Below are 25,389 nucleotides of genomic sequence, written 5' to 3' on the forward strand. Positions count from 1 at the left end.
TAAAAGAATAATGGCTATCGAAATCAATGTACCGGACATCGGGGCTGATGAAGTTGAAATCACCGAGATCCTGGTCAAAGTAGGCGACAAGGTTGAAGCTGAACAGTCGCTGATCACCGTAGAAGGCGACAAAGCCTCTATGGAAGTCCCGTCTCCTCAGGCTGGCATCGTTAAAGAGATCAAAGTCTCTGTTGGCGATAAAACCGAGACTGGCAAACTGATCATGATTTTCGATTCCGCCGACGGTGCAGCAACTGCTGCACCTGCGCAGGAAGAGAAGAAAGAAGCGGCAGCTCCGGCTGCGGCACCAGCAGCAGCGGCTGCAAAAGACGTTAACGTACCGGATATCGGCGGCGACGAAGTTGAAGTCACTGAGATCATGGTTAAAGTCGGCGACACCGTTGCGGCTGAACAGTCCCTGATTACCGTAGAAGGCGATAAAGCCTCTATGGAAGTCCCGGCCCCGTTCGCTGGCGTGGTGAAAGAGATCAAAATCAACACCGGCGACAAAGTGTCTACTGGTTCCCTGATCATGGTCTTCGAAGTGGCGGGTGCTGCGGCTCCAGCTAAAGCAGAAGCAGCACTGGCTCAGGCTGCTGCACCGGCTGCGGCTGGCGGCGCGAAAGACGTTAACGTTCCGGATATCGGCGGTGACGAAGTTGAAGTGACTGAAGTGATGGTGAAAGTGGGCGACAAAGTTGCCGCTGAGCAGTCACTGATCACCGTAGAAGGCGACAAAGCCTCGATGGAAGTCCCGGCTCCGTTCGCAGGTACCGTGAAAGAAATTAAAATCAGCGCTGGCGACAAAGTGTCTACCGGTTCTCTGATTATGGTCTTCGAAGTGGAAGGCGCTGCCCCTGCGGCGGCTCCGGCTGCTGCTCCAGCACCTGCTGCTGCCGCACCGGCGCAAGCTTCAAAAGCGCCTGCACCTGCTGCTAAAGCGGAAGGCAAATCTGAGTTCGCTGAAAACGACGCTTACGTTCACGCGACCCCGCTGATTCGCCGTCTGGCACGCGAGTTCGGCGTAAACCTGGCGAAAGTGAAAGGGACTGGCCGTAAAGGTCGTATCCTGCGCGAAGACGTTCAGACTTACGTGAAAGACGCGGTAAAACGCGCTGAAGCGGCACCTGCTGCTACCGGCGGCGGTATCCCGGGCATGCTGCCATGGCCGAAAGTGGACTTCAGCAAGTTTGGTGAAGTGGAAGAAGTTGAGCTGGGCCGTATCCAGAAAATCTCTGGTGCGAACCTGAGCCGTAACTGGGTGATGATCCCGCACGTTACGCACTTCGACAAAACTGATATCACCGATCTGGAAGCGTTCCGTAAACAGCAGAACGCAGAAGCTGAGAAGCGTAAACTGGACGTGAAATTCACGCCAGTGGTCTTCATCATGAAAGCGGTTGCTGCGGCGCTTGAGCAGATGCCACGTTTCAACAGCTCCCTGTCTGAAGACGCGCAGCGTCTGACGCTGAAGAAATACATCAACATCGGTGTTGCGGTTGATACGCCAAATGGTCTGGTTGTTCCAGTCTTCAAAGACGTGAACAAGAAGAGCATCACTGAGCTGTCCCGTGAACTGACCGTGATTTCCAAGAAAGCGCGTGATGGTAAGCTGACTGCCGGCGAAATGCAGGGCGGCTGCTTCACTATCTCCAGCATCGGCGGCCTGGGTACTACCCACTTCGCGCCGATTGTGAACGCGCCGGAAGTGGCAATCCTCGGGGTTTCCAAATCCGCGATGGAACCTGTATGGAATGGTAAAGAGTTCGTGCCGCGTCTGATGATGCCAATCTCTCTTTCCTTCGACCACCGCGTGATCGATGGGGCTGATGGTGCGCGCTTTATCACCATCATCAACAACACCCTGAGTGACATTCGCCGCCTGGTGATGTAATCGAAAAGCCGGCCAATCGGCCGGCTTTTTGTCTTCTAATCTCATGAAGGTTGTGAGATTACTGGCGAAAGCGATATTTCGTGAGCCGTTTGTTGTTTCAAAATTGTTAACAATTTTGTAAACTGCGGGCGGATAGAACGACCCGGTGGACGACGGGTATAAATTAAGAGGTCATGATGAGCACAGAAATCAAAACTCAGGTCGTGGTACTTGGGGCAGGCCCAGCAGGTTACTCCGCAGCATTCCGCGCCGCGGATTTAGGTCTGGAAACCGTCATCGTAGAACGTTACAGCACCCTTGGTGGTGTTTGTCTGAACGTCGGCTGTATCCCTTCAAAAGCGCTGCTGCACGTTGCAAAAGTTATCGAAGAAGCCAAAGCGCTGGCCGATCACGGTATCGTCTTCGGCGAGCCGAAAACCGATATCGACAAAATTCGTACCTGGAAAGAGAAAGTTATCACCCAACTGACCGGCGGTCTGGCAGGTATGGCCAAAGGCCGTAAAGTGAAAGTGGTTAACGGTCTGGGTAAATTTACCGGAGCAAACACTCTGGAAGTTGAAGGCGAAAACGGTAAAACCGTGATCAACTTCGACAATGCGATCATCGCAGCAGGTTCTCGCCCAATCGAACTGCCGTTCATTCCACATGAAGATCCGCGCGTGTGGGACTCCACCGATGCGCTGGAGCTGAAATCTGTACCTAAGCGTCTGCTGGTTATGGGTGGTGGTATCATCGGTCTGGAAATGGCGACCGTTTATCATGCGCTGGGTTCAGAGATTGACGTGGTTGAAATGTTTGACCAGGTTATCCCGGCGGCTGACAAAGACATCGTTAAAGTCTTCACCAAACGCATCAGCAAGAAATTCAACCTGATGCTGGAAACCAAAGTAACGGCCGTTGAAGCAAAAGAAGACGGTATTTACGTTTCCATGGAAGGCAAAAAAGCCCCTGCAGAAGCACAGCGTTATGACGCGGTGCTGGTGGCGATCGGTCGTGTGCCGAACGGTAAAAACCTCAATGCAGGCGCTGCTGGCGTTGAAGTTGACGACCGTGGCTTCATCCGCGTTGACAAACAGCTGCGCACTAACGTGCCGCACATCTTTGCTATCGGCGATATCGTCGGTCAGCCAATGCTGGCGCACAAAGGTGTTCACGAAGGTCACGTGGCCGCAGAAGTTATCGCCGGCATGAAGCACTATTTCGATCCGAAAGTGATCCCATCTATCGCGTACACCGAGCCAGAAGTTGCCTGGGTGGGTCTGACCGAGAAAGAAGCGAAAGAAAAAGGCATCAGCTACGAAACCGCCACCTTCCCGTGGGCTGCTTCTGGCCGTGCTATCGCTTCTGATTGTGCAGACGGCGTGACCAAACTGATCTTCGACAAAGAGACTCACCGCGTCATCGGTGGTGCGATTGTCGGTACCAACGGCGGCGAGCTGCTGGGCGAGATCGGTCTGGCTATCGAGATGGGTTGTGACGCTGAAGACATCGCGCTGACCATCCACGCGCACCCGACTCTGCATGAGTCAGTGGGCCTGGCGGCAGAAGTGTTTGAAGGTAGCATCACCGACCTGCCAAACGCGAAAGCCAAGAAGAAGTAATCTTCTGACCAGTAAAAAGCCGCTCAACTGAGCGGCTTTTTTTATGGTGTAACGCGCTGCCAGTTTTTATCCGGATGGTAGGCTGTCGTCGCTTCCGCTTTTTGCTGCGTTTCCTCGCCCAGATTGGCCTGATAAACGTTGTCATCCTGGTTAATCACAAAACTCATCACGCCTGTCTGACCGTAGCTGACGGGCCAGGCAATCATCGCAAAACCATTGTTTTTATCAGGCAGAATGTGGAAACGATAGCCGTGATAACCCGTGTCTGGGATCTGTGGACTAAACGCCGGGCCAAGCGGACTTGGCGCTTCTCCAGGGGCGACAGGCCAGTAGAGACCATCTTTCTTTCCTTCTGAGCTGATAATTTTCTGCGCATAGGTTTGGTTGAGCGCGTAATAGCTTTGCTGGGCATCAACGTACGCATGAAGCGCTTCGATAGCGGCCAGTTCATTGCGACCAATTTCACGCGTCAGGATCTCATCAGCTGCCTTGCGCATATCAAACTGCCAGCCGGATTCGCCCTTCACGACGGGGATAGGCAATTGCCAGTTGCTGTCGCCCACGACCAGATGCGCGATATCACCCGCGATGACCGTAGAGTGACTTACCTTCCAGTCACGCAAAAAGCGATCCACGGCTTCAGGGTCGACCCCTTCAGGCGGCAAGAAATTGCGCCAGTCATCCCCAAGCAAGTTCTTCATTTCGCCTTCATTTTGCTCGCTGATGGCTTTTGCCAGGGCATCGGTCGCCTGATCGGGCGTGCTGAAGTGCTGCTGCGCGATCGCAAAAGTGGAAACCAGGAACAGCATCATTCCACCAAGTATTTTCTTTTTCATGTCGATTCCCTTAGCGATGACGGAGTTCACGGTGTTCAGCACGCCCAGCAGGCATTTGTCGCGCCGGTTGCTGAGGACGGGATGCCATTTGGCGGCTTTGTGATCCGCGCTGCTGTTGCGACTGCCAGTTCCCTGAGCGGCTATCGTTCCCACTCAAAGCATTGGCGCGAGGCTGCGTGTTTCGCTGCTGAGTGGTTGGCGAAACGCGTTTTTCAGGGCGCTGAGATGTTGTCTGACGGTTGTCACGCTGCGCTTTATTGGTCGTTCTCTGCGCGGTCTGCGGTTTGTTGTCGTACCCGCGATAATTATTGCGCTGGGAGATCTGTTTAAGCTGAGCGTTCGAGGCCTGACGCTGCGCATCTTTTGTTGCCGGACGCTGCGTTTGAGACAGCGTTTTGCCCGTCGATTGTTGTACCTGGGCCAGCGCCGCCTGCCGTTGGCTATCACGATTCGCCGGTTTTTGCTGTGTGGCGCTCAACCCTGTCGCCGTGTTGGTGGGATGGAAGCGGCTATTGAGCTGGGTAGTTGGATAGGGGACGCCTTCACGATAAGCCGGATTATGCTGCCAGTTGCGATTGGCGTCTGTTAAACGCTCCCCGCTGATTTTATTGAAATTGTCGACGTTGATATTGATGTTGTTATTGCCGTTACGGTTATAACTGCCGTTGCGGTCGTAATCGTTATCATGGTGGTGATGATCCCAGTCATCGTCGTCATCCCAGTCGATATTGCTGAAAATCGCGTAGGTTGTTGCGACACCGAGGCTGAACCCCAGGCCTTTTACCAGGCTATCCGTAAATTGCTCACCGGGTGATGGCGGCAGATAGACCGGGGGATAGCTGGCGTTGGGCCAGGTGCCGTAGACCGTGGCGGGATTATACGTCGGGACGTAGACCACCTGCGGATCGGCGGATTCGATCTTGATCACCGTTGGATTCGTTGTCGTGACGGTCGCGTTTGATGGGGTGTTGGCAGTCTGCGCGGGTGCCGTTTTCTTCTCGGTTGTGACCGTTTGCTGCGGTGTCGATTGCAACGCACCTGTCTGTTGCGCCAGCAAACGCAAGCGTTGCACGGAATCCATGACGTCTTTGGGCTGTGCGAGGAACGCGTCGCCGAGATTCTGGATCCACGGCGGGTTTTCACCCATCAGTGACATCAGCTGTGGAAAGGCGACCAGCGATTTAACGCTTGGATCCCACGGTTGGCCACTCACCGCCTGAATGGCCGCATCGCCCTGCATTTTGGGATTATCCTTCGACCATTGTGCGGCCTGGATGACATTCGCTGGATAAGTGGATGCCATGAGGATTTGCGACAGCAGCGCGTCAGGATAGAGCGCGATAGGGGCGGTCCACTGATCGATTTGCGCAGCGGTGTAGGTTGGTGCAACGACAGGAGCGGGGGGCTGGGCCGCGGGTTGTGGCGCTGCGGGTGGAGCCGTTGCTGACGGCGTGGAGACTGTGGCAGGCGTACGGCTTTTCACAAACATAACGCCGGACGCGGCTAACAGCCCGGCACTGCATAACAGCACAATCAGGTGTGGCTTAAAGGGCAACTTCATAGTGTGACTCCAGCGTAAGCAGTGCCGATTGGCGTTCTTGTTGCCGCGAGTATATTCACCCGTGTTTTTGCGTTTTGACGAATCTTGGGAAACTACCCGACGTGTGTGGATAAAGAGTGTGAGCATTTATTACACAAATTATATGTGATAGATAAAACGGCGCTGGAATTTCAAATGGCCGCTCTTACGAGTGGCCGGGAACTACTTGCCGGGATTAACCACAAACAGCACCGTGATGTCGGATATGTTCCAGCCACCGTGGAGTATTGTTAGCAGTAAACCAGTCACAACAATTAGCGTAGATATTCACATCTCCATTGCGTGCATTCCTGACGGGCTACGCAGGCTCATTCTTCACCGGGAAAGGCAGAGCCAGGCAAATTGGGGTTTTGCCACATAACTGCCAGCCCGGTGTGCTACCACCGCAAGGCAACAAACTAACCGCTGAAAGGCGGTTTTTTTGTCCCTGACATTCGTCCCGGTTCCCCGCTATACCATCCTTAACGATTCAGCAAACTATTTAATGTTGCTTTTTTGTAAACACATTAACACTGTGCAGAAATCCTGCTATGCTGCCCGACGCGGTATCGGGCATTTACCCTACAAACTGCTGTCTCACAGGAGCGTGAAGATAAGCCTGGATACACAACGTGTATGCCGCATTATGATAATGAGAGCGAGGAGAACCGTCGTGCTAGAAGAATACCGTAAGCACGTAGCAGAACGTGCCGCCGAGGGAATTGTACCGAAACCTTTAGATGCAACCCAAATGGCCGCGCTCGTCGAGCTGCTGAAGAATCCGCCTGCGGGCGAAGAAGAATTCCTGTTAGATTTGCTGATCAACCGTGTACCGCCTGGCGTAGATGAAGCAGCCTACGTGAAAGCCGGTTTTCTTGCTGCGATTGCGAAACGCGAAGCAACCTCCCCACTGGTCACCCCTGAAAAAGCGATTGAACTGCTCGGCACCATGCAGGGCGGCTATAACATTCATCCGCTGATTGACGCGCTGGAAAGTGAAGCGCTGGCACCGATTGCCGCCAAAGCGCTTTCCCAAACGCTCCTGATGTTCGACAACTTCTATGATGTTGAAGAAAAAGCGAAAGCGGGTAACCGCTACGCAAAACAGGTTATGCAGTCATGGGCTGATGCTGAATGGTTCCTGAACCGTCCCGCGCTGGCAGAAAAAATGACCGTCACCGTATTCAAAGTGACCGGCGAAACGAACACTGATGACCTGTCTCCGGCACCGGATGCCTGGTCTCGCCCGGATATCCCTCTGCACGCTCTGGCAATGCTGAAAAATGCCCGCGAAGGGATTGTGCCGGATCAGCCAGGCGCTGTTGGACCGATCACGCAAATCGAAGAGTTGGCTAAAAAAGGCTTCCCGCTGGCCTACGTCGGCGACGTCGTCGGAACCGGTTCTTCACGTAAATCTGCGACCAACTCCGTGCTGTGGTTCATGGGCGATGATATCCCTCATGTCCCGAACAAGCGCGGCGGCGGCCTGTGCCTCGGCGGCAAAATTGCCCCTATCTTCTTTAACACCATGGAAGATGCAGGCGCGCTGCCAATCGAGGTAGACGTTAACAACCTGAACATGGGCGACGTGATTGACGTTTACCCATTCAAAGGTGAAGTGCGTAATCACGAAACCAATGAACTGCTGGCAACGTTTGAACTGAAAACCGATGTTCTGGTCGATGAAGTTCGTGCAGGTGGTCGTATTCCGCTGATTATCGGCCGTGGCCTGACGACCAAAGCGCGCGAAGCTTTGGGTCTGCCGCACAGCGACATTTTCCGTCAGGCGAAAGACGTGGCGGAAAGCGATCGCGGCTATTCTCTGGCGCAAAAAATGGTTGGCCGTGCATGTGGCGTGACCGGCGTTCGTCCAGGTGCTTACTGCGAGCCGAAGATGACGTCTGTCGGTTCTCAGGACACTACCGGCCCGATGACACGTGATGAACTGAAAGATCTGGCGTGTCTCGGCTTCTCTGCCGATCTGGTTATGCAATCGTTCTGTCATACGGCTGCGTATCCAAAACCGGTTGATGTGACCACGCACCACACGCTGCCTGACTTCATCATGAACCGTGGCGGTGTCTCGCTGCGTCCTGGCGATGGAGTTATCCACTCGTGGCTGAACCGTATGCTGCTGCCGGATACTGTCGGTACTGGCGGTGACTCCCATACCCGTTTCCCGATTGGGATCTCCTTCCCGGCGGGTTCTGGTCTGGTGGCGTTTGCTGCTGCAACGGGCGTGATGCCGCTGGACATGCCGGAATCCGTTCTGGTGCGCTTTAAAGGCAAAATGCAGCCTGGCATTACGCTGCGTGACCTGGTGCATGCGATCCCGCTGTATGCGATCAAACAGGGGCTGCTGACCGTAGAGAAGAAAGGTAAAATCAACATCTTCTCTGGCCGCATCCTTGAGATTGAAGGTCTGCCAGATCTGAAAGTGGAGCAGGCGTTTGAACTGACCGATGCCTCCGCTGAGCGTTCTGCTGCGGGTTGTACCATCAAGCTGAATCAGGAACCGATTATTGAGTATCTCACCTCAAATATCGTGCTGCTGAAGTGGATGATCGCAGAAGGCTACGGCGATCGTCGTACGCTGGAGCGTCGTGTGCAGGGCATGGAGAAATGGCTGGCGGATCCGCAACTGCTCGAAGCCGATGCTGATGCAGAATATGCCGCAGTGATCGACATCGATCTGGCGGATATCAAAGAGCCGATCCTGTGCGCACCAAACGATCCTGACGATGCGCGTCCGCTGTCTGCTGTGCAGGGCGAAAAGATCGACGAAGTGTTTATCGGTTCCTGCATGACCAACATCGGCCACTTCCGTGCTGCAGGTAAGCTGCTGGATACGCATAAAGGCCAACTGCCAACGCGTCTGTGGGTGGCTCCGCCAACCCGTATGGATGCCGCGCAGCTGACCGAAGAAGGCTACTACAGCGTGTTTGGTAAGAGCGGTGCGCGGATCGAGATCCCTGGCTGTTCCCTGTGCATGGGCAACCAGGCGCGTGTGGCGGACGGTTCGACGGTGGTTTCCACATCGACCCGTAACTTCCCGAACCGTTTAGGAACTGGCGCGAACGTCTTCCTGGCCTCTGCGGAACTGGCGGCTGTTGCGGCGCTGATTGGCAAACTGCCTACGCCGGAAGAGTACCAGACCTTCGTCGCGCAGGTAGATAAGACGGCGGTGGATACCTACCGTTATCTGAACTTCGATAAGCTCTCTCAGTACACCGAGAAAGCTGACGGCGTGATTTTCCAGACGGCAGTATAATCAGCAAACCGTCTCCCAGAGACGGTTTTGCATGTTTGCACCCCTTTCCCACGGGAAAGGGCGAAGGTGAGGGCATCAGACCGCAACGTCTTGCCCTCACCTTTTTATTTTCATTCCTCCCACGCGTTCCGCTTTTTTTCTTCTTCTCTGCTGCGATAATTACGCTATTGGCTTTGCAGAGGAAAATACGATGGATTACGAATTTTTACGCGACATCACCGGTGGGGTGAAAGTGCGTATGTCGATGGGCCATGAAGTGGTCGGGCACTGGTTTAACGAAGAGGTCAAAGAAAACCTCGCGTTGCTCGATGAGGTGGAACAAGCGGCACGTACGATAAAAGGCAGCGAGCGGTCCTGGCAGCGTATTGGTCACGAATACACGCTATGGATGGACGGTGAAGAAGTCATGGTGCGCGCCAACCAGATGGAAATCTCGGGCGACGAAATGGAAGACGGAATGAGCTATTACGATGAAGAGAGTTTCTCACTGTGCGGCGTTGAGGACTTTCTACAGGTCGTGAAAGCCTACCGTGAGTTTATGCAACAGAAGTAACCCACCGGAGCATCCTTGCTCCTGGCGTGTTTTACACGGCCGGAATATTGCGGCCGTAGTAGATTTCGCGCATCTCTTTCCAGAGCAGGTCGGTGATGACCTTTCGCTCCTCTTCGCTTAAATCTTCCGGCTGGGTATGGAACATGTAGTGTTTAAGGTCGAACTCCTTAAGCAGCATCTTGGTGTGGAAGATATTTTCTTGATACACGTTCACATCCATCATGTCGTACAGCCCCTTCATGTCCTCAGACATAAAGTTCTGGATCGAGTTGATTTCATGATCGATAAAATACTTCATGCCGTTGATATCACGGGTAAAACCGCGCACGCGATAATCAATCGTCACGATATCGGATTCAAGCTGGTGGATAAGATAGTTCAGCGCATTGAGCGGTGAAATCACGCCGCAGGTCGACACTTCGATATCGGCGCGGAAAGTGCACAGCCCGGCTTCTGGGTGGCTTTCCGGATAGGTATGTACGCAGATGTGGCTTTTATCGAGATGGGCCACCACAGCCTCTGGCAGAGGGCCAGGATGTTCGGTCGGATCGATAAGCTGTGGATCCACAGGCTCTTCGCTCACCAGGATCGTGACGCTCGCGCCCTGCGGCTCATAATCCTGACGCGCGATGTTCAGAATATTGGCTCCGATGATGGAGCAGGTTTCTGACAGGATTTCGGTCAGACGGTTGGCGTTGTAGAGTTCGTCGATATAGGCGATATAACCATCGCGCTCTTCTGCGGTTTTGACGTAGCAGATATCGTAAATACAAAAACTCAGGCTTTTCGTCAGATTGTTAAAGCCATGCAGTTTCAGCTTTTTCAATTTAGCTCACCTCCTTAGAGGACAGTGCGTCTTGCAAATATTGCGGCAAGGCGAACGCTGCCGTGTGGACGGCCGGATTGTAATAACGGCATTTCAGGTGGGTCTGATGAAAGCGTGCAGCAATGATCTCGGCGGAGAGATGGCGTAAAACGTCGTTATCCGTCGCCCACGCGAAGGTCATGATCCCGCCGTAATAGGTAGGAATCGCTGCCTGATAGAAACTGACATCACCGAAGTAATGGCTCAGTTTGCGATGGCTGTCGATCGCTTCGTCCTGTTGCAGGAAGCAGACGCCGTTCTGAGCGACGAAGATCCCGCCGGGATTCAGGCAGCGTTTGCAGCCTTCGTAGAACGACGAGGTGAAAAGCGTTGCGCCAGGACCAATCGGATCGGTGCAATCGGAGATGATCACGTCAAACGTTTGATGGGTCTGATTCACAAAGTTGACGCCGTCGTCGATCACCAGCGTAAAGCGCGGATCGTCGTAGCTGCCTGCGTTGTGATTGGGCAGATACTGGCGGCAGAACGAGACGACACCGGCGTCGATTTCCACCATGGTGATCGTTTCGATAGATTTATGGCGAGACACTTCGCGCAGCATTGCGCCGTCGCCACCGCCGATAATCAGCACATGTTTTGCGTGTCCGTGCGCCAGTAACGGCACATGAGTCATCATTTCGTGATAAATAAACTCATCACGCTCGGTGGTTTGCACCACGCCATCCAGCGCCATCACGCGGCCAAATGCGGCGTTCTCGAAAATGATCAAATCCTGATGATCGGTTTTCTCGTGATAGAGCACGTTATCCACGGCAAAGTACTGACCAAACTGGTCATGCAGCGTTTCGTGCCACACTGTGTTATCGGTCATGAGCTGAACCCTCCTTTGTTAATATCTATTACACCCACGCAAAATGGGCGCAACATCATAGCGAACAAGAACCGCGCAAGCACGGCCATTATTTCAACAAAGGGGCGTCGGGAAGATTACTTTACGTAGGCGAGCAGGCTGAGCGAATCGCGGGCCAGCGCTTTGCATTTTTTCGCGACAGGAATGCCAATGCCGCTTAAATCGCGGTAACTGTCTTCACCGAGCGCCTTCATGTCAAAGCTATCGTAGTTGCTGAGATCCCATTGATTCTGCTGGGCAAAAAAGACCAGTGCGCGACGAATCTGCCCATTGGGTAAATTCTGGTAACCGCAATCGTTTTTCAGGAAAACGAAAACTGCCGTTAAATCGGCCATATCTTCCGCTTCATTTTCACTTAGCGCATAACTGTTCGCGCACATAGCCATCAGGCTGCCGAACAAAATTGTCCTGAAAAACGTCTTCATTGCTTCTACCACTGCATCACGGAAATTTAACGTTAGCATACTTGCGACCAGCGAGACGACCTTTATTATTGCCACTTTACTTGACCTTCCGGTTAGGGGAGGGTTTAAGCTCAAAATATCGCCTGCACGAAAAAAGGGAATGAACATGCAACGTCGTGATTTTTTGAAATATTCAGCTGTGTTGGGGGCTGCCAGCGCATTACCGCTCTGGAGTCGCGCCGCTTTTGCCGTCGACAGACCCGCATTACCGATCCCTGATTTACTGGCCGCAGATGCGCGCAGCCGCATTCAGCTCGTCGTACAGTCGGGAAAATCTGCCTTTGGCCCGCATAACGCCACCACATGGGGATATAATGGCAATTTGCTTGGGCCTGCTCTTCAATTACGCAGGGGCAAAGAGGTCACGGTTAATATTCACAACACGCTTGCCGAAGAGACGACGCTCCACTGGCATGGCCTGGAGGTTCCGGGCGACGTGGACGGTGGGCCGCAGGGCGTCATTAAAGCGGGCGGTCAGCGAACGGTGACTTTTACGCCTGAACAACGCGCCGCGACCTGTTGGTTCCATCCCCATCAGCACGGTAAAACGGGCCATCAGGTGGCGATGGGGCTGGCTGGGCTGGTACTGATTGAGGATGACGAAAGCCGCTTGTTGCGCCTGCCAAAACAGTGGGGCATCGACGATGTGCCGGTCATCGTGCAGGACAAAAAATTCACTGCCGACGGGCAAATCGATTATCAACTGGATGTGATGACGGCGGCGGTCGGGTGGTTTGGCGACACGCTACTGACCAACGGCGCGATCTATCCGCAACACGCCGCGCCGAAAGGCTGGCTGCGTCTGCGCCTGCTCAACGGGTGTAACGCGCGTTCGCTCAATTTTGCCACCAGCGATAAGCGGCCGCTGTATGTGATAGCCAGCGATGGTGGGCTGCTGGCCGAGCCGGTGAAGGTGAGCGAGCTGCCGATGCTGATGGGCGAGCGTTTTGAAGTGCTGGTGGATATCAGCGACGGCAAACCGTTTGACCTCATTACGCTGCCCGTGAGCCAGATGGGCATGACCGTGGCTCCGTTCGACAAGCCGCATCCCGTTTTGCGCATTCAGCCTCTGCTGGTCACGGCATCTGGCGAAATGCCAGACACGCTCGCCGCCATGCCTGCGCTGCCGTCCCGGGAGGGATTAACGCAGCGTAAACTCCAGCTCTCTATGGATCCGATGCTCGACATGATGGGCATGCAGGCGCTAATGAATAAATACGGCGACCAGGCGATGGCCGGGATGCAGCACGGGCAAATGATGGGTCATATGAATATGGACCACGGCAAGATGGACCATGGGAAGATGGCTGGAATGAATCACGGCGATCATCAATTTGATTTCCACAACGCTAACCGTATCAACGGCAAAGCCTTTGATATGGACACACCGATGTTTGCCGCCGCGAAAGGGCAGTATGAGCGCTGGGTGATTTCTGGTGAAGGCGACATGATGCTGCATCCGTTCCATATTCACGGCACGCAGTTCCGCATTTTATCCGAGAATGGTAACGCGCCCGCGGCTCATCGCACGGGCTGGAAAGACACAGTTCGCGTGGAGGGTGGGGTGAGTGAGGTGCTGGTGAAATTTGATCACGACGCGCCGAAGGAGTTCGCCTATATGGCGCACTGTCATCTGCTGGAGCATGAAGATACGGGAATGATGCTCGGGTTTACGGTGTAGACCCGCGTCGCCTGATGCCCTCACCCTGACCCTCTCCCACGGGGAGAGGGAACAGACATTAAAAAAGGCAACCGACGTTGCCTTTTTGCTTTTATTTCACATCGTCAGGCAGAGCATACGCGACAATATAGTCGCCCATCTTCGTACCAAACGAACCGTGACCGCCCGCAGAGATAACAACATACTGCTTGCCATCCACTTCATAGGTCATCGGCGTCGCTTGTCCACCCGCAGGAAGACGGCCTTGCCACAGCTTTTCACCGTTGCTCATGTTGTACGCGCGCAGGTAGTTATCTGCGGTCGCCGCGATGAACAGGACGTTACCAGCGGTGGAAATCGGACCACCCAGCATTGGCATACCCATATTGAACGGCACCGGTACAGGCATCGGGAACGGCATGCTGTCCTGTGGCGTACCAATACGTTTTTTCCACACAACCTGATTGGTTTTCAGATCCAGCGCAGAAATATAACCCCATGCAGGCTGTTTACACGGCAGGCCAAACGGCGACAGGAACGGGTTCAGCGTCACGCCAAACGGTACACCGTACTGCGGCTGAATACCCGCTTCTGTACCGCTACCTTTTGCATCTTTCGGCTGCTCCATCGGGTTACCCGGGCCGCGAGGGATAAGCTTAGAGACGAACGGCAACGCCATCGGGTTTGCAATCGCCACCTGACGGTTAGGATCAACCGAGATACCGCCCCATTCGAACATCCCCAGGTTACCCGGGAAGACCAGCGTGCCCTGCTCAGACGGCGGCGTGAAGATGCCTTCATAGCGCAGCTGATGGAACATCACGCGGCACACCAATTGGTCGAACATGGTGGCGCCCCACATATCGGCACCGGTCAGGTCTTTCTTCGGACGGAAGCTCAGGTCTGAGAAAGGCTGCGTTTTAGAGACATAGTCGCCTTTGGCTGCACCTTGCGGAACCGGTTTTTCCGGTGCCGGAACCACCAGTTTGCCGTTGGTACGGTCGAGTACAAAGATGTTGCCGGTTTTCGCTGGGGCATAAATTACCGGAACGGTTTTACCGTTAACGGTGATATCCGCCAGCGTCGGCTGCGATGGCATATCCATATCCCACAGGTCGTGGTGTACGGTCTGATAGCTCCAGGCCAGTTTCCCGGTCGTCGCATTCAGCGCCACAATAGCGCTGGCGTAACGCTCTTGCTCTGGCGTGCGGTTTCCGCCCCAGATATCTGGCGTGGTCACACCCATCGGCAGATACACCAGGTCTAGCTTCGCGTCATACGCCGCAGGCGCCCATGAGTTTGGCGAGTTGAAGGTGAAGGTGTGTTCATCCGACGGAATCGCGTTAGGATCTTTCGCGCCCGGATCGAAGGCCCACAGCAATTTGCCCGTGTTTACGTCGAAACCACGGATAACGCCGGACGTTTCGCGAGTCGAGAAGTTATCCGTGACCGAACCGGCAATCACAATTGTTTTATCGGTGATAATCGGCGGGGAGGTCGGCTCATACAGACCCGGGGTGGTATCCGGCATATTGGTCTGCAGATTCAGAATGCCTTTGTTGCCAAAGGTTTCGCACAGTTTGCCGGTTTCGGCGTTGATGGCGAACAGTCGACCATCGTTGACCGGCAGCATGATGCGACGCGGGCAATTAGCCACCACTTCCGGGCTGGCATTATCCGTGCGCGCTTCGTGATAGGACACGCCACGGCAGGTAATGTGCTGGAACGACGGATTAGAATTCAACTGCGGGTCGAAGTGCCATTTCTCTTTACCGGTCGCCGCATCAAGCGCAAACAGACGCTGGTGCGCGGTGCACAGATAGAGCATGTTGCCCACTTTGATTGGCGTCACTTCGTTGGTCAGTTCGCCCGGATCGTTTGGCTGCTTCAGGTCGCCGGTGCGGAACACCCAGGCTTCCTTCAGGTTTTTAACATTATCCGCGTTGATTTGCTTCAGCGGAGAATAACGTTGGCCTTCCTGGTTGCGACCATAAGCCGGCCAGTCACCGTCTGCAACGTCAGAGATCGCCGCAGCGGGTGTGGAATCTGCGCTCAGCGTGCCTTTCACTTCCTGCGGATCGTTAAATCCAGCCCAGGTTAGCATGCCGCCGGTAATCAGCAGGGAAACCACCAGCGCCGCAACTGCACCGCTAGAAGGAACCCTCAGACGACGCCAGACGAACGGCAGGATCAGCCAGATCCCAAAGAAGACCAGGATGTCGCTGCGCGGTGTCAGCGCCCAGAAGTCGAAGCCAACTTCCCAGACCCCCCAAAACATTGTGACAAGAAGCAGTGCAGCGTAGAGCCACAGTGCGGATCGTTTACCCTTTAAAAGCAGAACGGTTACGCCAACCATAACCAGACCCGCAATCGGGTAATACCAGGAGCCGCCTAATGCGACCAGCCAGACGCCACCGATCAACAGATAGAGTGCGCAAAACGCTGCGAACGCTGCTGTTAATGTCACCAGTAGACGTGACTGTTGAGTTTTTGTTTCAGCCATAGAAAAGTACTCTTCAGTTTTGTTAAAATTTTGATAGCAATTAATTATAGGTATTAACAAGTGTGATCGGAATCACAAATTGAGCTTTTAACAACTCATGCGCCAGGCCAATCCATTTGCTGGTATACTGCAGGGCTTGTGAATCAATGTCGGACGCCAGAGCATCCTCATTGATGGATTGGTTTTAAAATCATACGGTTAGTAAAATGAAACATACTGTTGAAGTGATGATCCCGGAAGCGGAGATCAAAGCGCGTATCGCTGAATTGGGTCGTCAAATCACCGAGCGTTATCAGGACAGCGGCAGCGAAATGGTGCTGGTGGGTCTGCTGCGCGGCTCCTTCATGTTCATGGCAGACCTGTGCCGCGAAGTGCAGGTATCCCACGAAGTCGATTTTATGACCGCCTCCAGCTACGGCAGCGGCATGTCGACCACGCGTGATGTGAAAATCCTGAAAGACCTGGATGAAGATATTCGTGGCAAAGATGTGTTAATCGTTGAGGACATTATCGACTCCGGTAACACCCTGTCTAAAGTGCGCGAAATCCTGAGCCTGCGTGGGCCAAAATCGCTGGCGATTTGCACCCTGCTGGATAAGCCTTCGCGTCGTGAAGTTGACGTTCCGGTTGAATTTATCGGCTTCTCGATTCCGGATGAGTTCGTGGTGGGTTACGGCATCGATTATGCACAGCGTTATCGCCATCTGCCGTATGTCGGCAAAGTTGTGTTGCTGGACGAGTAGACGAGAAAGGTAAAAGCCGGGTCAAGCCCGGTTTTTGCACACTTACTTATGATTGACGTGTTTTTTTGTCAGGTTAGACACGCCCTGACGATAGCGCTGTTCAAGCGTTTCGCGGTTAGTCGCGGTCACTTCCAGATTGCGCAGCAACCCGTCATGAATACCGTACGCCCAGCCATGAACTGACACCTTCTGCCCGCGTTTCCACGCTGAACGCATGATGGTCGAGTGCCCCAGGTTGTACACTTGTTCCATCACGTTAAGTTCACAGAGTGTATCCAGACGACGTTCCTGCGGCATTTCGCCCAGCAGTGAACTATGTTTGAACCAGATATCGCGAATGTGCAGCAGCCAGTTATCGATTAAACCCAGTTCCGGATTTTCGATTGCGGCCTGTACGCCACCGCAGCCGTAGTGGCCGCAAATAATGATGTGTTCAACTTCCAGAACGTCCACCGCGTACTGAACAACGGACAGGCAGTTGAGATCGGTGTGAATCACCAGGTTTGCAACGTTACGGTGAACGAACAGTTCACCGGGTTCAAGACCTGTCAGGCGTTCTGCCGGGACGCGGCTGTCGGAACATCCAATCCATAGAAAGCGCGGGTTTTGCGCTTGCGCCAGTTTTTCGAAAAATCCCGGATCCTCTTCTACCAGCATTTTTGACCATAGTGCATTGTTGCTGATGAGTGTATCTATGTCATTCATAGAGGTTAACGACCTGTAACCGAGTAATAGCGTTGCGCTAATATAGGGTAACTCGACTTTTATTGAAACCACACAACGTGTGTCAGAACTATAGGTAAGCGTATTTCATGACAATTGCACTGGAGCTTGAGCAGCTTAAAAAAGTCTATCCGGGTGGCGTTCAGGCGCTACGCGGTATCGATCTGAAAGTGGAGGCCGGGGATTTTTATGCCCTGCTGGGACCGAACGGCGCGGGGAAATCTACCACCATCGGAATTATCAGTTCGCTGGTGAACAAATCCTCCGGCAAGGTCGCGGTATTTGGCTATGACCTGGAAAAAGACGTGGTCAACGCCAAGCGCCAACTGGGGCTGGTGCCGCAGGAGTTTAACTTCAACCCCTTTGAAACCGTGCAGCAGATTGTGGTCAATCAGGCGGGGTATTATGGCGTCGAACGTCAAGAAGCTATCGCGCGCGGCGAAAAGTATCTTAAACAGCTCGATCTGTGGGAAAAACGCGACGAACGTGCGCGGATGTTATCCGGCGGGATGAAGCGCCGTTTGATGATCGCACGTGCGCTGATGCACGAACCAAAACTATTGATTCTGGATGAGCCGACAGCAGGCGTGGATATCGAACTTCGTCGCTCAATGTGGGGCTTTTTGAAGGATTTAAACGACAAAGGCACCACGATCATTCTGACGACGCACTACCTTGAAGAAGCCGAAATGCTGTGTCGTAACATCGGTATCATCCAGCACGGTGAACTGGTGGAAAACACCTCAATGAAGAATCTGCTGTCCAAGCTGAAGTCGGAAACCTTTATTCTCGATTTGGCATCGAAAAGCCCGCTGCCCAAGCTGGAGGGCTACCAGTATCGTCTGGTGGATACGTCGACGCTGGAAGTGGAAGTCCTGCGTGAGCAGGGCATTAACAGCGTGTTTTCACAGCTGAGCGCGCAGGGCGTGCAGGTATTGAGTATGCGTAACAAAGCCAACCGACTGGAAGAACTGTTCGTCTCGCTGGTCCATGATAAAAGAGGAGAGCAGGCATGACGCATCTTTACTGGGTGGCGCTGAAAAGTATCTGGGCGAAAGAAATTAACCGCTTTATGCGCATCTGGATCCAAACGCTGGTACCGCCCGTCATCACCATGACGCTGTATTTCATCATTTTCGGTAATCTGATTGGTTCCCGCATTGGTGAAATGCATGGCTTTACCTATATGCAATTTATTGTTCCGGGTTTGATCATGATGGCGGTGATCACCAACGCATACGCGAACGTGGCATCGTCTTTCTTTAGCGCCAAATTCCAGCGCAACATTGAAGAGCTGCTGGTCGCACCGGTTCCTACGCACGTGATTATTGCCGGATATGTTGGCGGTGGCGTGGCGCGTGGCCTGTGCGTCGGGATTCTGGTAACGGCCATTTCGCTGTTCTTTGTGCCGTTCCAGGTGCATTCGTGGCTGTTCGTCGCGTTAACGCTGCTGCTGACGGCGATTCTGTTCTCGTTAGCGGGGCTGTTGAACGCCGTGTTTGCGACCACGTTTGATGATATCAGCCTGATCCCCACCTTCGTGTTAACACCGCTGACCTATCTCGGCGGGGTGTTCTATTCGCTGACGCTGCTACCGCCGTTCTGGCAGGCGCTGTCGCACCTGAACCCGATTGTCTACATGATCAGCGGCTTCCGCTTTGGTTTCCTGGGCATATCCGACGTACCGCTCTTTACTACCGTGATGGTGCTGGGCGTCTTTATTATCGCCTTTTACATGCTGTGCTGGTATCTCATCCAGCGTGGACGCGGACTGCGTACCTAAGCTCGATGTCCCGGCAACACTGCGTCTGCCGGGACATTTTCTTGACTGTTATCACCGTAAACTCACCATCACTCCGCTAAACTACTTGCCTGCTAAGGAGACGCTATGCTGGGTTGGGTGATTACCTGTCACGATGACAATGCTCAGGCTATTCTCGAACGCCTGGAGAAGAACCTTGGTCCGCTGCCGCAATGTCTGGCGGTGAACTACTGGCGTGGGCTAAGCACCAATATGCTCAGTCGTATGATGTGTGATGCGCAGCATCAAACGGATACGGGGGAAGGCGTGATTTTCCTCACCGACAAATCCGGTGCGGCCCCCTATCGTGCGGCGGCATTGTTGAGCCATAAGCATGAGAATTGCGAAGTCATTTCCGGCATCAATTATGCGCTACTCGAAATGATGTATCCGCTGCGAGAAACGCTCAGCAGCGCTGAATTTCGAGATATGATTGTCGGGCAGGAGATCCCCGGAGTGAGTAGTCTTTGGCATCAGCAACAGAAAAACCCGCCTTTTGTCCTGCTGCACGACCTGTATAAGAATTAAACATTGGTATTGATGCCGCTTTTGTTACAATAACGTCAGTTTTCAGCTTCGACACAAACTTCATGCTCACGCGTATCATTTTCCTGCTTTTGCTGCTGGTCTCCGGCGGCGTTTCTGCCAGTTTATTAAGCCAGCAAGGCTTACCCGCTCAGTACATGCAAACCACCGAAGATGCGGCGATCTGGGCGCAGGTGGGGAATAATGTCATTAATGTCGGCAACGTTCGTGCAGGACAGATTATCGCCGTGGTGCCGACCAATGCCGATTACTACGAATTTCGTTTTGGCTTTGGGACGGGGTTTATTGATAAAGGCCATCTCGAAAAAGTGCAGGGCAAACAGCGCGTTGAAGATAGCCTCGGCGATCTGAATAAGCCCCTGAGTAATCAGAATTTAATCACCTGGAAAGACACGCCGGTGTACAACGCCCCGAACAACGGCAGTGCGCCTTTCGGGACGCTCAGCGACAATCTGCGCTATCCCATCCTGAATAAACTCAAAGACCGGCTGAACCAAACCTGGTTTCAAATCCGCATCGGCAATCGGCTGGCGTGGGTGAGTAGTCTGGATGCGCAGGAAGACAGCGGCATTCCGGTTATCACGTATCACCATATTCTGCATGATGAAGAAAATACCCGCTTCCGCCACACCTCAACCACCACCAGCGTGCGTGCGTTCAGCAACCAGATGACCTGGCTGCGCGATCAGGGCTATACCACGTTGACGATGTACCAGCTCGAAGGGTATGTGCGTAACAAAATGAACCTCCCGGCACGTGCGGTGGTAATTACCTTCGACGACGGTTTGAAGTCAGTCAGTCGTTATGCCTGGCCGATCCTGAAGGAGTACGGCTTTAAAGCAACGGCGTTTATTATTTCATCGCGGATTAAAGGCCATCCCCAGAAATGGGATCCGAAATCGCTTCAGTTTATGAGCGTATCGGAACTGAAAGAGATTCAGGATGTGTTTGATATTCAGTCCCACACCCATTTCTTGCACCGCGTGGATGCCAATAAACACCCGATTTTATTGAGCCGCAGCTATCACGTCATTTTGTTCGATTTTGAACGCTCACGACGCGCGCTGGCACAGTTCAACCCCCGCGTCCTTTACGTCTCATATCCGTTCGGCGGCTATGATGACAAAGCGGTGAAAGCCGCGAATGATGCGGGTTTCCATATGGCAGTGACGACGGTGAAAGGGAAGGTGAAGCCGGGCGATAATCCATTCCTACTGAAACGCTTGTATATTCTGAGGACGGATTCTTTAGAGACTATGTCGCGGCTGATCAGTAACCAGCCGCAAGGGTAAATCAGGCAACCTGAACGGGAATGGCTTTTGCCGTACGTTTCATTTCATTGTCGCCTTCGAAATAGGCCACTTTTGGCTGCCAGCGACGCGCTTCTTCGTCAGACATCATGACAAAGCTGGCGATGATCACAATGTCACCCACGGACGCGCAGTGTGCTGCCGCACCGTTGACAGAGATGATTTTGGAGCCGCGCTCGCCTGCAATCGCATAGGTTGAGAAGCGGTTGCCGTTGGTGACGTTCCAGATATCAATCGCTTCGTTCTCAAGAATTCCGGCTGCGTCGAGAAAATCCTGATCAATCGCACAGGAGCCTTCATAGTGCAGATCGGCCTGAGTGACTTTTACGCGGTGAAGCTTACCTTGCAGCATTTTGCGAATCATTACGTCTACCTTTAATCATCATGCTTTACCCTCTCAAGGCCGAGAGGGCAGGGTGAAGGGATATTTCCCAGGCAAATATCGGCGCAGTATTGCCCGATTTTTAGTCGGTGTCTACTCCGCCAGCTCAACCACTTTATTGTCTATGAGTCGTGCCTGGCCGAGCCACGCTGCGACCAGAATCACCGCGCGTTTGCTGGTGTCTGAAAGCTCCAGCAGCGTATCGGCGTCGCGGATTTGAATATCGTCAGCGCGCAAACCTTTGTCGTTCAACTCTTGCTCGGCCAGCGCGACAATCTCTTCCGCCGTCAGCTCTTTCGCCTTCAGTTGTTCCGCCATCGCGTTCATCACTTTGCAAAGACCCGGCGCGATTTTACGCTGGTCCGCAGTCAGATAACCATTGCGCGAGCTAAGCGCCAGACCGTCTTTGGCGCGAACAATTGGCACGCCCACGATCTCAATGTCGTAACCCATATCAGTTACCATTTTGCGGATCAGCGCCAACTGCTGAAAATCTTTTTCGCCAAAGCAGGCGATGTCCGGCTGGACCAGATTGAACAGCTTGCTGACAATCGTTGAAACGCCACGGAAATGCCCAGGGCGGCTGGCACCCTCAAGCATGGTCGAGATCCCCGGGACGTCGACATAGGTTGCGCCTTCTGTCCCTTGTGGATAGATATCCGAAGGCGCAGGGGAGAAGACGAAATCAACGTGGCGTTTTTTCAGCTTCTCGCAATCTTCCTGTAGCGTGCGCGGATAGCGCGCCAGATCGTCGGCACGGTCAAACTGCATCGGGTTAACGAAAATACTCACCACGACCACATCCGCACGGGCTCGTGCTTCGTCGACCAGTTTCATATGGCCGTCGTGGAGATTGCCCATGGTAGGGACCAGGGCGATGCGTTTACCTTCCTGACGCAGGCGACGAATGTGCTGGCGCAACAGCGGCAGGGTTTCAATGATTAGCACAACGAGACTCCTTAATGGAAACTGTGTTCTTCACCCGGGTAAACACCGGATTCGACGTCGGCAATATACTGCCTGACTGCGGCGCGCATGTCGCCCGCCTCACTGAGGAAATTCTTCGCGAATTTGGGAATGTGACCGCCGGTAATGCCAAAGGCGTCATGCATCACCAGAATCTGCCCGTCGGTAACGTTACCTGCGCCAATCCCGATGACCGGAATCGTGAGCGCGTCGGTCACGCGTTTTGCTAGCTCAACCGGCACGCATTCCAGCACTAACAGCTGAATGCCTGCGGCTTCCAGCGCCAGCGCGTCATCAAGCAGGATCTGTCCCGCATCGCCACGGCCCTGAACTTTATAGCCACCAAATATGTTCACCGACTGCGGCGTGAGCCCCAGATGTCCGCACACGGGTACGGCACGTTCGGTCAGCATTTTGACGGTATCAACCAGCCACGCGCCGCCTTCAATTTTGACCATATTAGCCCCGGCGCGCATCACGGCAGCAGCGTTCTCGAATGCCTGCTCTGGCGTGGCGTAGGCCATAAACGGCAAATCAGACAGCAGCAGGCAGTGAGGCGCACCGCGACGCACGGCGCGAGTGTGATAAGCAATATCGTCTACCGTCACTGGCAGAGTGGAATCATGTCCCTGTACCGTCATCCCTAACGAATCGCCGACCAGCATGACGTTTATCCCTTCTTCAGCAAACAGTTTTGCAAAGCTGAAGTCGTAGGCCGTGATTGTGGCGAAGCGTTTTTTTTCCTGTTTGCATTTCTGCAGTAAGGAGATGGTGGTTGGTTTCATAATGTTTCCTGATGGCCCAAAGCGATTCTTTGCGCATTCTAACAGTAACATTCGGGGGAACAATGATTTTAGGCAACCGATTAATCACAAACTCAGGATGGCGAATCGGCAGAAAAAGAGGATTACCAGAGCGCGGGTTTTTTGGCGTTGAGCTGCTGCAATACGCACTGTAATGAGGTGCCGTCGGGGAAGGTGAGGGCGGGGGCGACTTCAAACAGCGGCCAGAGCATAAATCCACGATTTTTCATGTCGTAATGCGGGACGGTCAGGCGTTCGGTCTGGATGATCTCATCGCCAAAAAGCATGATGTCGAGATCCAGCGTGCGCGGTCCCCAACGTTCATCTTTACGGACACGCCCCTGCTGTAGCTCAATGCGCTGGGTGTTATCCAGCAGCGTTTCGGCGTCAAGGGCGGTGTCCAGCACCACGGCCGCATTCAGGTAATCGGGTTGATCCTGTGGGCCGAGCGGCGGCGTGCGGTAATACGCAGAAACCGCCATCACGCGGCTCTGTGGGATATCCGCCAGCGCCTGAACGGCAGCGTTGACCTGCTCCAGCGGAGAGGCCAGATTGCTACCGATGGCGATGTAAGCGAGGGTCATGCACTGCCCTGGCGCGGTGCGCGCTTGCGTGGGCGGCGATGACGACGGCGTGGTTCCGGCTCTTCGTCGAGATTGGTGAGCATCCCTTTTTGTTCCGGCGGCGCGGAGACCTGGAACTCACCCCACCACTGCACCAGACTTTGCAGCTCTTTGTTATTTTCGATCTCAGCACGCAGCGCCAGCAGATCGTACGCGGCGCGGAATTTAGGGTGCTCCATCAGCTTCCAGGCGCGCTTGCCCTGACGGCGAGACATACGCAACTGCAGCTGCCAGATATCACGCACCAGCGTTGTAATGCGTTTCGGGATCGCCAGAGTACGACAGGCTTCGTCGAGCACATCATTCGCGGCAAGCGCAAAGGCATCGTAATAAGCCAGCCCGCTTTCCTGGGCAATTTTCTGCGCGGTTTCCAGCAGCGGATACCAGAACATGGCCGCAAACAGGAACGCCGGGTTGACGCGCATATCATTGTGAAGGCGGGTGTCAGTATTTTTCAGCACCTGAGCAATCATGCGCTCCATCGGGCTATCACCGCTTTCGGTAAAGTAGCGAACGATGGACGGGAACAGCGGCTGGAACAGGCTATTTTCACGCAGCAGTTTATAGGTTTCGTAACCATAACCCGCCTGGAGTAACTTCAGCACTTCTTCAAACAAACGCGCAGGAGGCACATCGTTGATGAGCGTCGCCAGACGTGGGATCGGTTCTGCCGTTTCGGCGCTGATTTGCATATTCAGCTTGGCGGCGAAACGCACGGCACGCAGCATGCGCACCGGATCTTCGCGGTAGCGCGTTTCAGGATTACCAATCAGACGAATCACGCCCTCTTTCAGATCCTGTACGCCACCCACGAAATCACGCACCGAAAAATCGGCCACGCTGTAGTAAAGGCTGTTGATGGTGAAATCGCGACGCTGGGCATCTTCTTCGATAGAACCAAAGATATTGTCGCGCAGCAGCATGCCGTTCTGGCCGCGCTGCGAGGTGGTGCGATCCGCTGGCGCGCCTGCTTCGTGATGACCACGGAAGGTCGCCACTTCGATGATTTCGGGGCCAAACATGACGTGAGCCAGACGGAAACGGCGGCCCACCAGACGGCAGTTACGGAATAACTTGCGCACCTGTTCAGGCGTGGCGCTGGTCGTCACGTCAAAATCTTTTGGTTTTTGGCCGAGCAGTAAATCGCGAACCCCACCGCCCACGAGATAGGCCTCATAGCCTGCTTTATTCAGACGATAGAGCACCTTGAGGGCATTTTCACTGATATCTTTGCGGGAAATAGTGTGCTGCTCGCGCGGAATAACCGACATATGGGATTGAGCAATAGCGTCATTCGCTACGCTTTCATCGCGGCTTAGCACCTTACGGCAAAAATTAGCAACTCGAGTAAAAATAGTACACCTCGTAGTGTGTTTTGTTATGAAAAAAGCGGCT

Annotated in this window: 22 protein-coding genes; 10 read left to right on the forward strand and 12 right to left on the reverse strand. The window is 53.8% G+C overall.

The window, feature by feature from the left end; all coding sequences use genetic code 11:
- The first annotated feature begins 10 nt into the window (after window positions 1-10).
- Both aceF and lpdA read left to right on the forward strand, forming a co-directional pair.
- Entirely contained in the window at window positions 11-1,894 is a 1,884-nt protein-coding gene (gene aceF, locus ACKI5T_RS08735; RefSeq protein WP_407437059.1) for a pyruvate dehydrogenase complex dihydrolipoyllysine-residue acetyltransferase, read from the forward strand.
- A 176-nt stretch (window positions 1,895-2,070) separates the two neighbouring features.
- The gene (lpdA, locus tag ACKI5T_RS08740) at window positions 2,071-3,495 is read left to right on the forward strand and encodes a dihydrolipoyl dehydrogenase (protein WP_407437109.1); all 1,425 of its coding nucleotides are present in this window, start codon (window positions 2,071-2,073) and stop codon (window positions 3,493-3,495) included.
- Between the two features lie 41 nt (window positions 3,496-3,536).
- Here lpdA and ACKI5T_RS08745 read toward each other — a convergent pair whose 3' ends face one another.
- Window positions 3,537-4,331 (reverse strand): DUF2950 family protein, encoded by a 795-nt coding sequence (locus ACKI5T_RS08745; RefSeq protein WP_407437060.1) that lies wholly within the window; start codon window positions 4,329-4,331, stop codon window positions 3,537-3,539.
- A gap of 10 nt (window positions 4,332-4,341) precedes the next feature.
- Window positions 4,342-5,892 (reverse strand): DUF3300 domain-containing protein, encoded by a 1,551-nt coding sequence (locus ACKI5T_RS08750; protein WP_407437061.1) that lies wholly within the window; start codon window positions 5,890-5,892, stop codon window positions 4,342-4,344.
- Between the two features lie 691 nt (window positions 5,893-6,583).
- Here ACKI5T_RS08750 and acnB point away from each other — a divergent pair.
- Both acnB and yacL read left to right on the forward strand, forming a co-directional pair.
- Window positions 6,584-9,181, forward strand: a complete 2,598-nt coding sequence (gene acnB / locus ACKI5T_RS08755) for a bifunctional aconitate hydratase 2/2-methylisocitrate dehydratase (protein ID WP_407437062.1) — start codon at window positions 6,584-6,586, stop codon at window positions 9,179-9,181.
- Window positions 9,182-9,371: 190 nt separating this feature from the next.
- Window positions 9,372-9,734 (forward strand): protein YacL, encoded by a 363-nt coding sequence (gene yacL / locus ACKI5T_RS08760; protein ID WP_407437063.1) that lies wholly within the window; start codon window positions 9,372-9,374, stop codon window positions 9,732-9,734.
- Between the two features lie 31 nt (window positions 9,735-9,765).
- Here the strand turns inward: yacL and speD are convergent, their stop codons facing one another.
- The 3 genes from speD to ACKI5T_RS08775 form a co-directional block, all read right to left on the reverse strand.
- Entirely contained in the window at window positions 9,766-10,560 is a 795-nt protein-coding gene (gene speD / locus ACKI5T_RS08765; protein ID WP_012016076.1) for an adenosylmethionine decarboxylase, read from the reverse strand.
- Between the two features lies 1 nt (window position 10,561).
- Window positions 10,562-11,431 carry a polyamine aminopropyltransferase gene (gene speE / locus ACKI5T_RS08770; RefSeq protein WP_407437064.1) on the reverse strand — a complete coding sequence of 290 codons (870 nt, stop codon included), beginning with the start codon at window positions 11,429-11,431 and terminating at the stop codon, window positions 10,562-10,564.
- A gap of 116 nt (window positions 11,432-11,547) precedes the next feature.
- Window positions 11,548-11,895 (reverse strand): YacC family pilotin-like protein, encoded by a 348-nt coding sequence (locus tag ACKI5T_RS08775; RefSeq protein WP_041689592.1) that lies wholly within the window; start codon window positions 11,893-11,895, stop codon window positions 11,548-11,550.
- A 145-nt stretch (window positions 11,896-12,040) separates the two neighbouring features.
- On the opposite strand from ACKI5T_RS08775, the gene cueO reads away from it, so the two are divergent.
- Window positions 12,041-13,615 carry a multicopper oxidase CueO gene (gene cueO, locus ACKI5T_RS08780; RefSeq protein ID WP_407437065.1) on the forward strand — a complete coding sequence of 525 codons (1,575 nt, stop codon included), beginning with the start codon at window positions 12,041-12,043 and terminating at the stop codon, window positions 13,613-13,615.
- Between the two features lie 91 nt (window positions 13,616-13,706).
- On the opposite strand, the gene ACKI5T_RS08785 is transcribed toward cueO, so the two are convergent.
- Window positions 13,707-16,097 carry a glucose/quinate/shikimate family membrane-bound PQQ-dependent dehydrogenase gene (locus ACKI5T_RS08785; protein WP_407437066.1) on the reverse strand — a complete coding sequence of 797 codons (2,391 nt, stop codon included), beginning with the start codon at window positions 16,095-16,097 and terminating at the stop codon, window positions 13,707-13,709.
- Window positions 16,098-16,303: 206 nt separating this feature from the next.
- Between ACKI5T_RS08785 and hpt the strand changes: the two genes are divergently transcribed.
- Window positions 16,304-16,840, forward strand: a complete 537-nt coding sequence (hpt, locus tag ACKI5T_RS08790) for a hypoxanthine phosphoribosyltransferase (RefSeq protein ID WP_012016081.1) — start codon at window positions 16,304-16,306, stop codon at window positions 16,838-16,840.
- A 42-nt stretch (window positions 16,841-16,882) separates the two neighbouring features.
- Here the strand turns inward: hpt and can are convergent, their stop codons facing one another.
- Window positions 16,883-17,545 (reverse strand): carbonate dehydratase, encoded by a 663-nt coding sequence (gene can, locus ACKI5T_RS08795; RefSeq protein ID WP_012016082.1) that lies wholly within the window; start codon window positions 17,543-17,545, stop codon window positions 16,883-16,885.
- Window positions 17,546-17,652: 107 nt separating this feature from the next.
- Here can and ACKI5T_RS08800 point away from each other — a divergent pair, with 107 nt between their 5' ends.
- From ACKI5T_RS08800 to ACKI5T_RS08815, 4 genes are all read left to right on the forward strand, one after another.
- Window positions 17,653-18,579, forward strand: a complete 927-nt coding sequence (locus ACKI5T_RS08800; protein ID WP_407437067.1) for an ABC transporter ATP-binding protein — start codon at window positions 17,653-17,655, stop codon at window positions 18,577-18,579.
- A complete protein-coding gene (locus tag ACKI5T_RS08805; protein WP_235134765.1) occupies window positions 18,576-19,346 on the forward strand; it encodes an ABC transporter permease in 771 nt (256 codons plus the stop codon). Before ACKI5T_RS08800 ends, ACKI5T_RS08805 begins: the two co-directional genes overlap by 4 nt.
- A gap of 105 nt (window positions 19,347-19,451) precedes the next feature.
- On the forward strand, window positions 19,452-19,892 hold the full coding sequence (locus ACKI5T_RS08810; RefSeq protein ID WP_407437068.1) for a PTS sugar transporter subunit IIA: 441 nt from the start codon (window positions 19,452-19,454) through the stop codon (window positions 19,890-19,892).
- A gap of 62 nt (window positions 19,893-19,954) precedes the next feature.
- Entirely contained in the window at window positions 19,955-21,202 is a 1,248-nt protein-coding gene (locus tag ACKI5T_RS08815; RefSeq protein WP_407437069.1) for a polysaccharide deacetylase family protein, read from the forward strand.
- 1 nt (window position 21,203) lies between these two features.
- On the opposite strand, the gene panD is transcribed toward ACKI5T_RS08815, so the two are convergent.
- From panD to pcnB, 5 genes are all read right to left on the reverse strand, one after another.
- Window positions 21,204-21,584 (reverse strand): aspartate 1-decarboxylase, encoded by a 381-nt coding sequence (gene panD, locus ACKI5T_RS08820; protein ID WP_012016087.1) that lies wholly within the window; start codon window positions 21,582-21,584, stop codon window positions 21,204-21,206.
- Window positions 21,585-21,695: 111 nt separating this feature from the next.
- Complete coding sequence (panC, locus tag ACKI5T_RS08825) at window positions 21,696-22,550, reverse strand: pantoate--beta-alanine ligase (protein ID WP_407437070.1); 855 nt, start codon at window positions 22,548-22,550, stop codon at window positions 21,696-21,698.
- 11 nt (window positions 22,551-22,561) lie between these two features.
- Window positions 22,562-23,353: a 3-methyl-2-oxobutanoate hydroxymethyltransferase gene (gene panB, locus ACKI5T_RS08830; protein ID WP_407437071.1), complete on the reverse strand. Its 792-nt coding sequence runs from the start codon at window positions 23,351-23,353 to the stop codon at window positions 22,562-22,564.
- 122 nt (window positions 23,354-23,475) lie between these two features.
- Window positions 23,476-23,955: a 2-amino-4-hydroxy-6-hydroxymethyldihydropteridine diphosphokinase gene (folK, locus tag ACKI5T_RS08835; protein ID WP_407437072.1), complete on the reverse strand. Its 480-nt coding sequence runs from the start codon at window positions 23,953-23,955 to the stop codon at window positions 23,476-23,478.
- Complete coding sequence (gene pcnB / locus ACKI5T_RS08840; RefSeq protein WP_071818716.1) at window positions 23,952-25,349, reverse strand: polynucleotide adenylyltransferase PcnB; 1,398 nt, start codon at window positions 25,347-25,349, stop codon at window positions 23,952-23,954. Before pcnB ends, folK begins: the two co-directional genes overlap by 4 nt.
- Window positions 25,350-25,389 lie beyond the last annotated feature (40 nt).

Source organism: Lelliottia sp. (assembly GCF_045627565.1).
GTDB lineage: Bacteria > Pseudomonadota > Gammaproteobacteria > Enterobacterales > Enterobacteriaceae > Enterobacter.

Coding starts and splice junctions, on each gene's coding strand:
- aceF (WP_407437059.1), top strand. CDS start 11: ATGGCTATCGAAATCAATGTACCGGACATCGGGGCTGATGAAGTTGAA.
- lpdA (WP_407437109.1), top strand. CDS start 2,071: ATGAGCACAGAAATCAAAACTCAGGTCGTGGTACTTGGGGCAGGCCCA.
- ACKI5T_RS08745 (WP_407437060.1), bottom strand. CDS start 4,331: ATGAAAAAGAAAATACTTGGTGGAATGATGCTGTTCCTGGTTTCCACT.
- ACKI5T_RS08750 (WP_407437061.1), bottom strand. CDS start 5,892: ATGAAGTTGCCCTTTAAGCCACACCTGATTGTGCTGTTATGCAGTGCC.
- yacL (WP_407437063.1), top strand. CDS start 9,372: ATGGATTACGAATTTTTACGCGACATCACCGGTGGGGTGAAAGTGCGT.
- speE (WP_407437064.1), bottom strand. CDS start 11,431: ATGACCGATAACACAGTGTGGCACGAAACGCTGCATGACCAGTTTGGT.
- ACKI5T_RS08775 (WP_041689592.1), bottom strand. CDS start 11,895: ATGAAGACGTTTTTCAGGACAATTTTGTTCGGCAGCCTGATGGCTATG.
- cueO (WP_407437065.1), top strand. CDS start 12,041: ATGCAACGTCGTGATTTTTTGAAATATTCAGCTGTGTTGGGGGCTGCC.
- ACKI5T_RS08785 (WP_407437066.1), bottom strand. CDS start 16,097: ATGGCTGAAACAAAAACTCAACAGTCACGTCTACTGGTGACATTAACA.
- hpt (WP_012016081.1), top strand. CDS start 16,304: ATGAAACATACTGTTGAAGTGATGATCCCGGAAGCGGAGATCAAAGCG.
- can (WP_012016082.1), bottom strand. CDS start 17,545: ATGAATGACATAGATACACTCATCAGCAACAATGCACTATGGTCAAAA.
- ACKI5T_RS08800 (WP_407437067.1), top strand. CDS start 17,653: ATGACAATTGCACTGGAGCTTGAGCAGCTTAAAAAAGTCTATCCGGGT.
- ACKI5T_RS08805 (WP_235134765.1), top strand. CDS start 18,576: ATGACGCATCTTTACTGGGTGGCGCTGAAAAGTATCTGGGCGAAAGAA.
- ACKI5T_RS08810 (WP_407437068.1), top strand. CDS start 19,452: ATGCTGGGTTGGGTGATTACCTGTCACGATGACAATGCTCAGGCTATT.
- ACKI5T_RS08815 (WP_407437069.1), top strand. CDS start 19,955: ATGCTCACGCGTATCATTTTCCTGCTTTTGCTGCTGGTCTCCGGCGGC.
- panD (WP_012016087.1), bottom strand. CDS start 21,584: ATGATTCGCAAAATGCTGCAAGGTAAGCTTCACCGCGTAAAAGTCACT.
- panB (WP_407437071.1), bottom strand. CDS start 23,353: ATGAAACCAACCACCATCTCCTTACTGCAGAAATGCAAACAGGAAAAA.
- folK (WP_407437072.1), bottom strand. CDS start 23,955: ATGACCCTCGCTTACATCGCCATCGGTAGCAATCTGGCCTCTCCGCTG.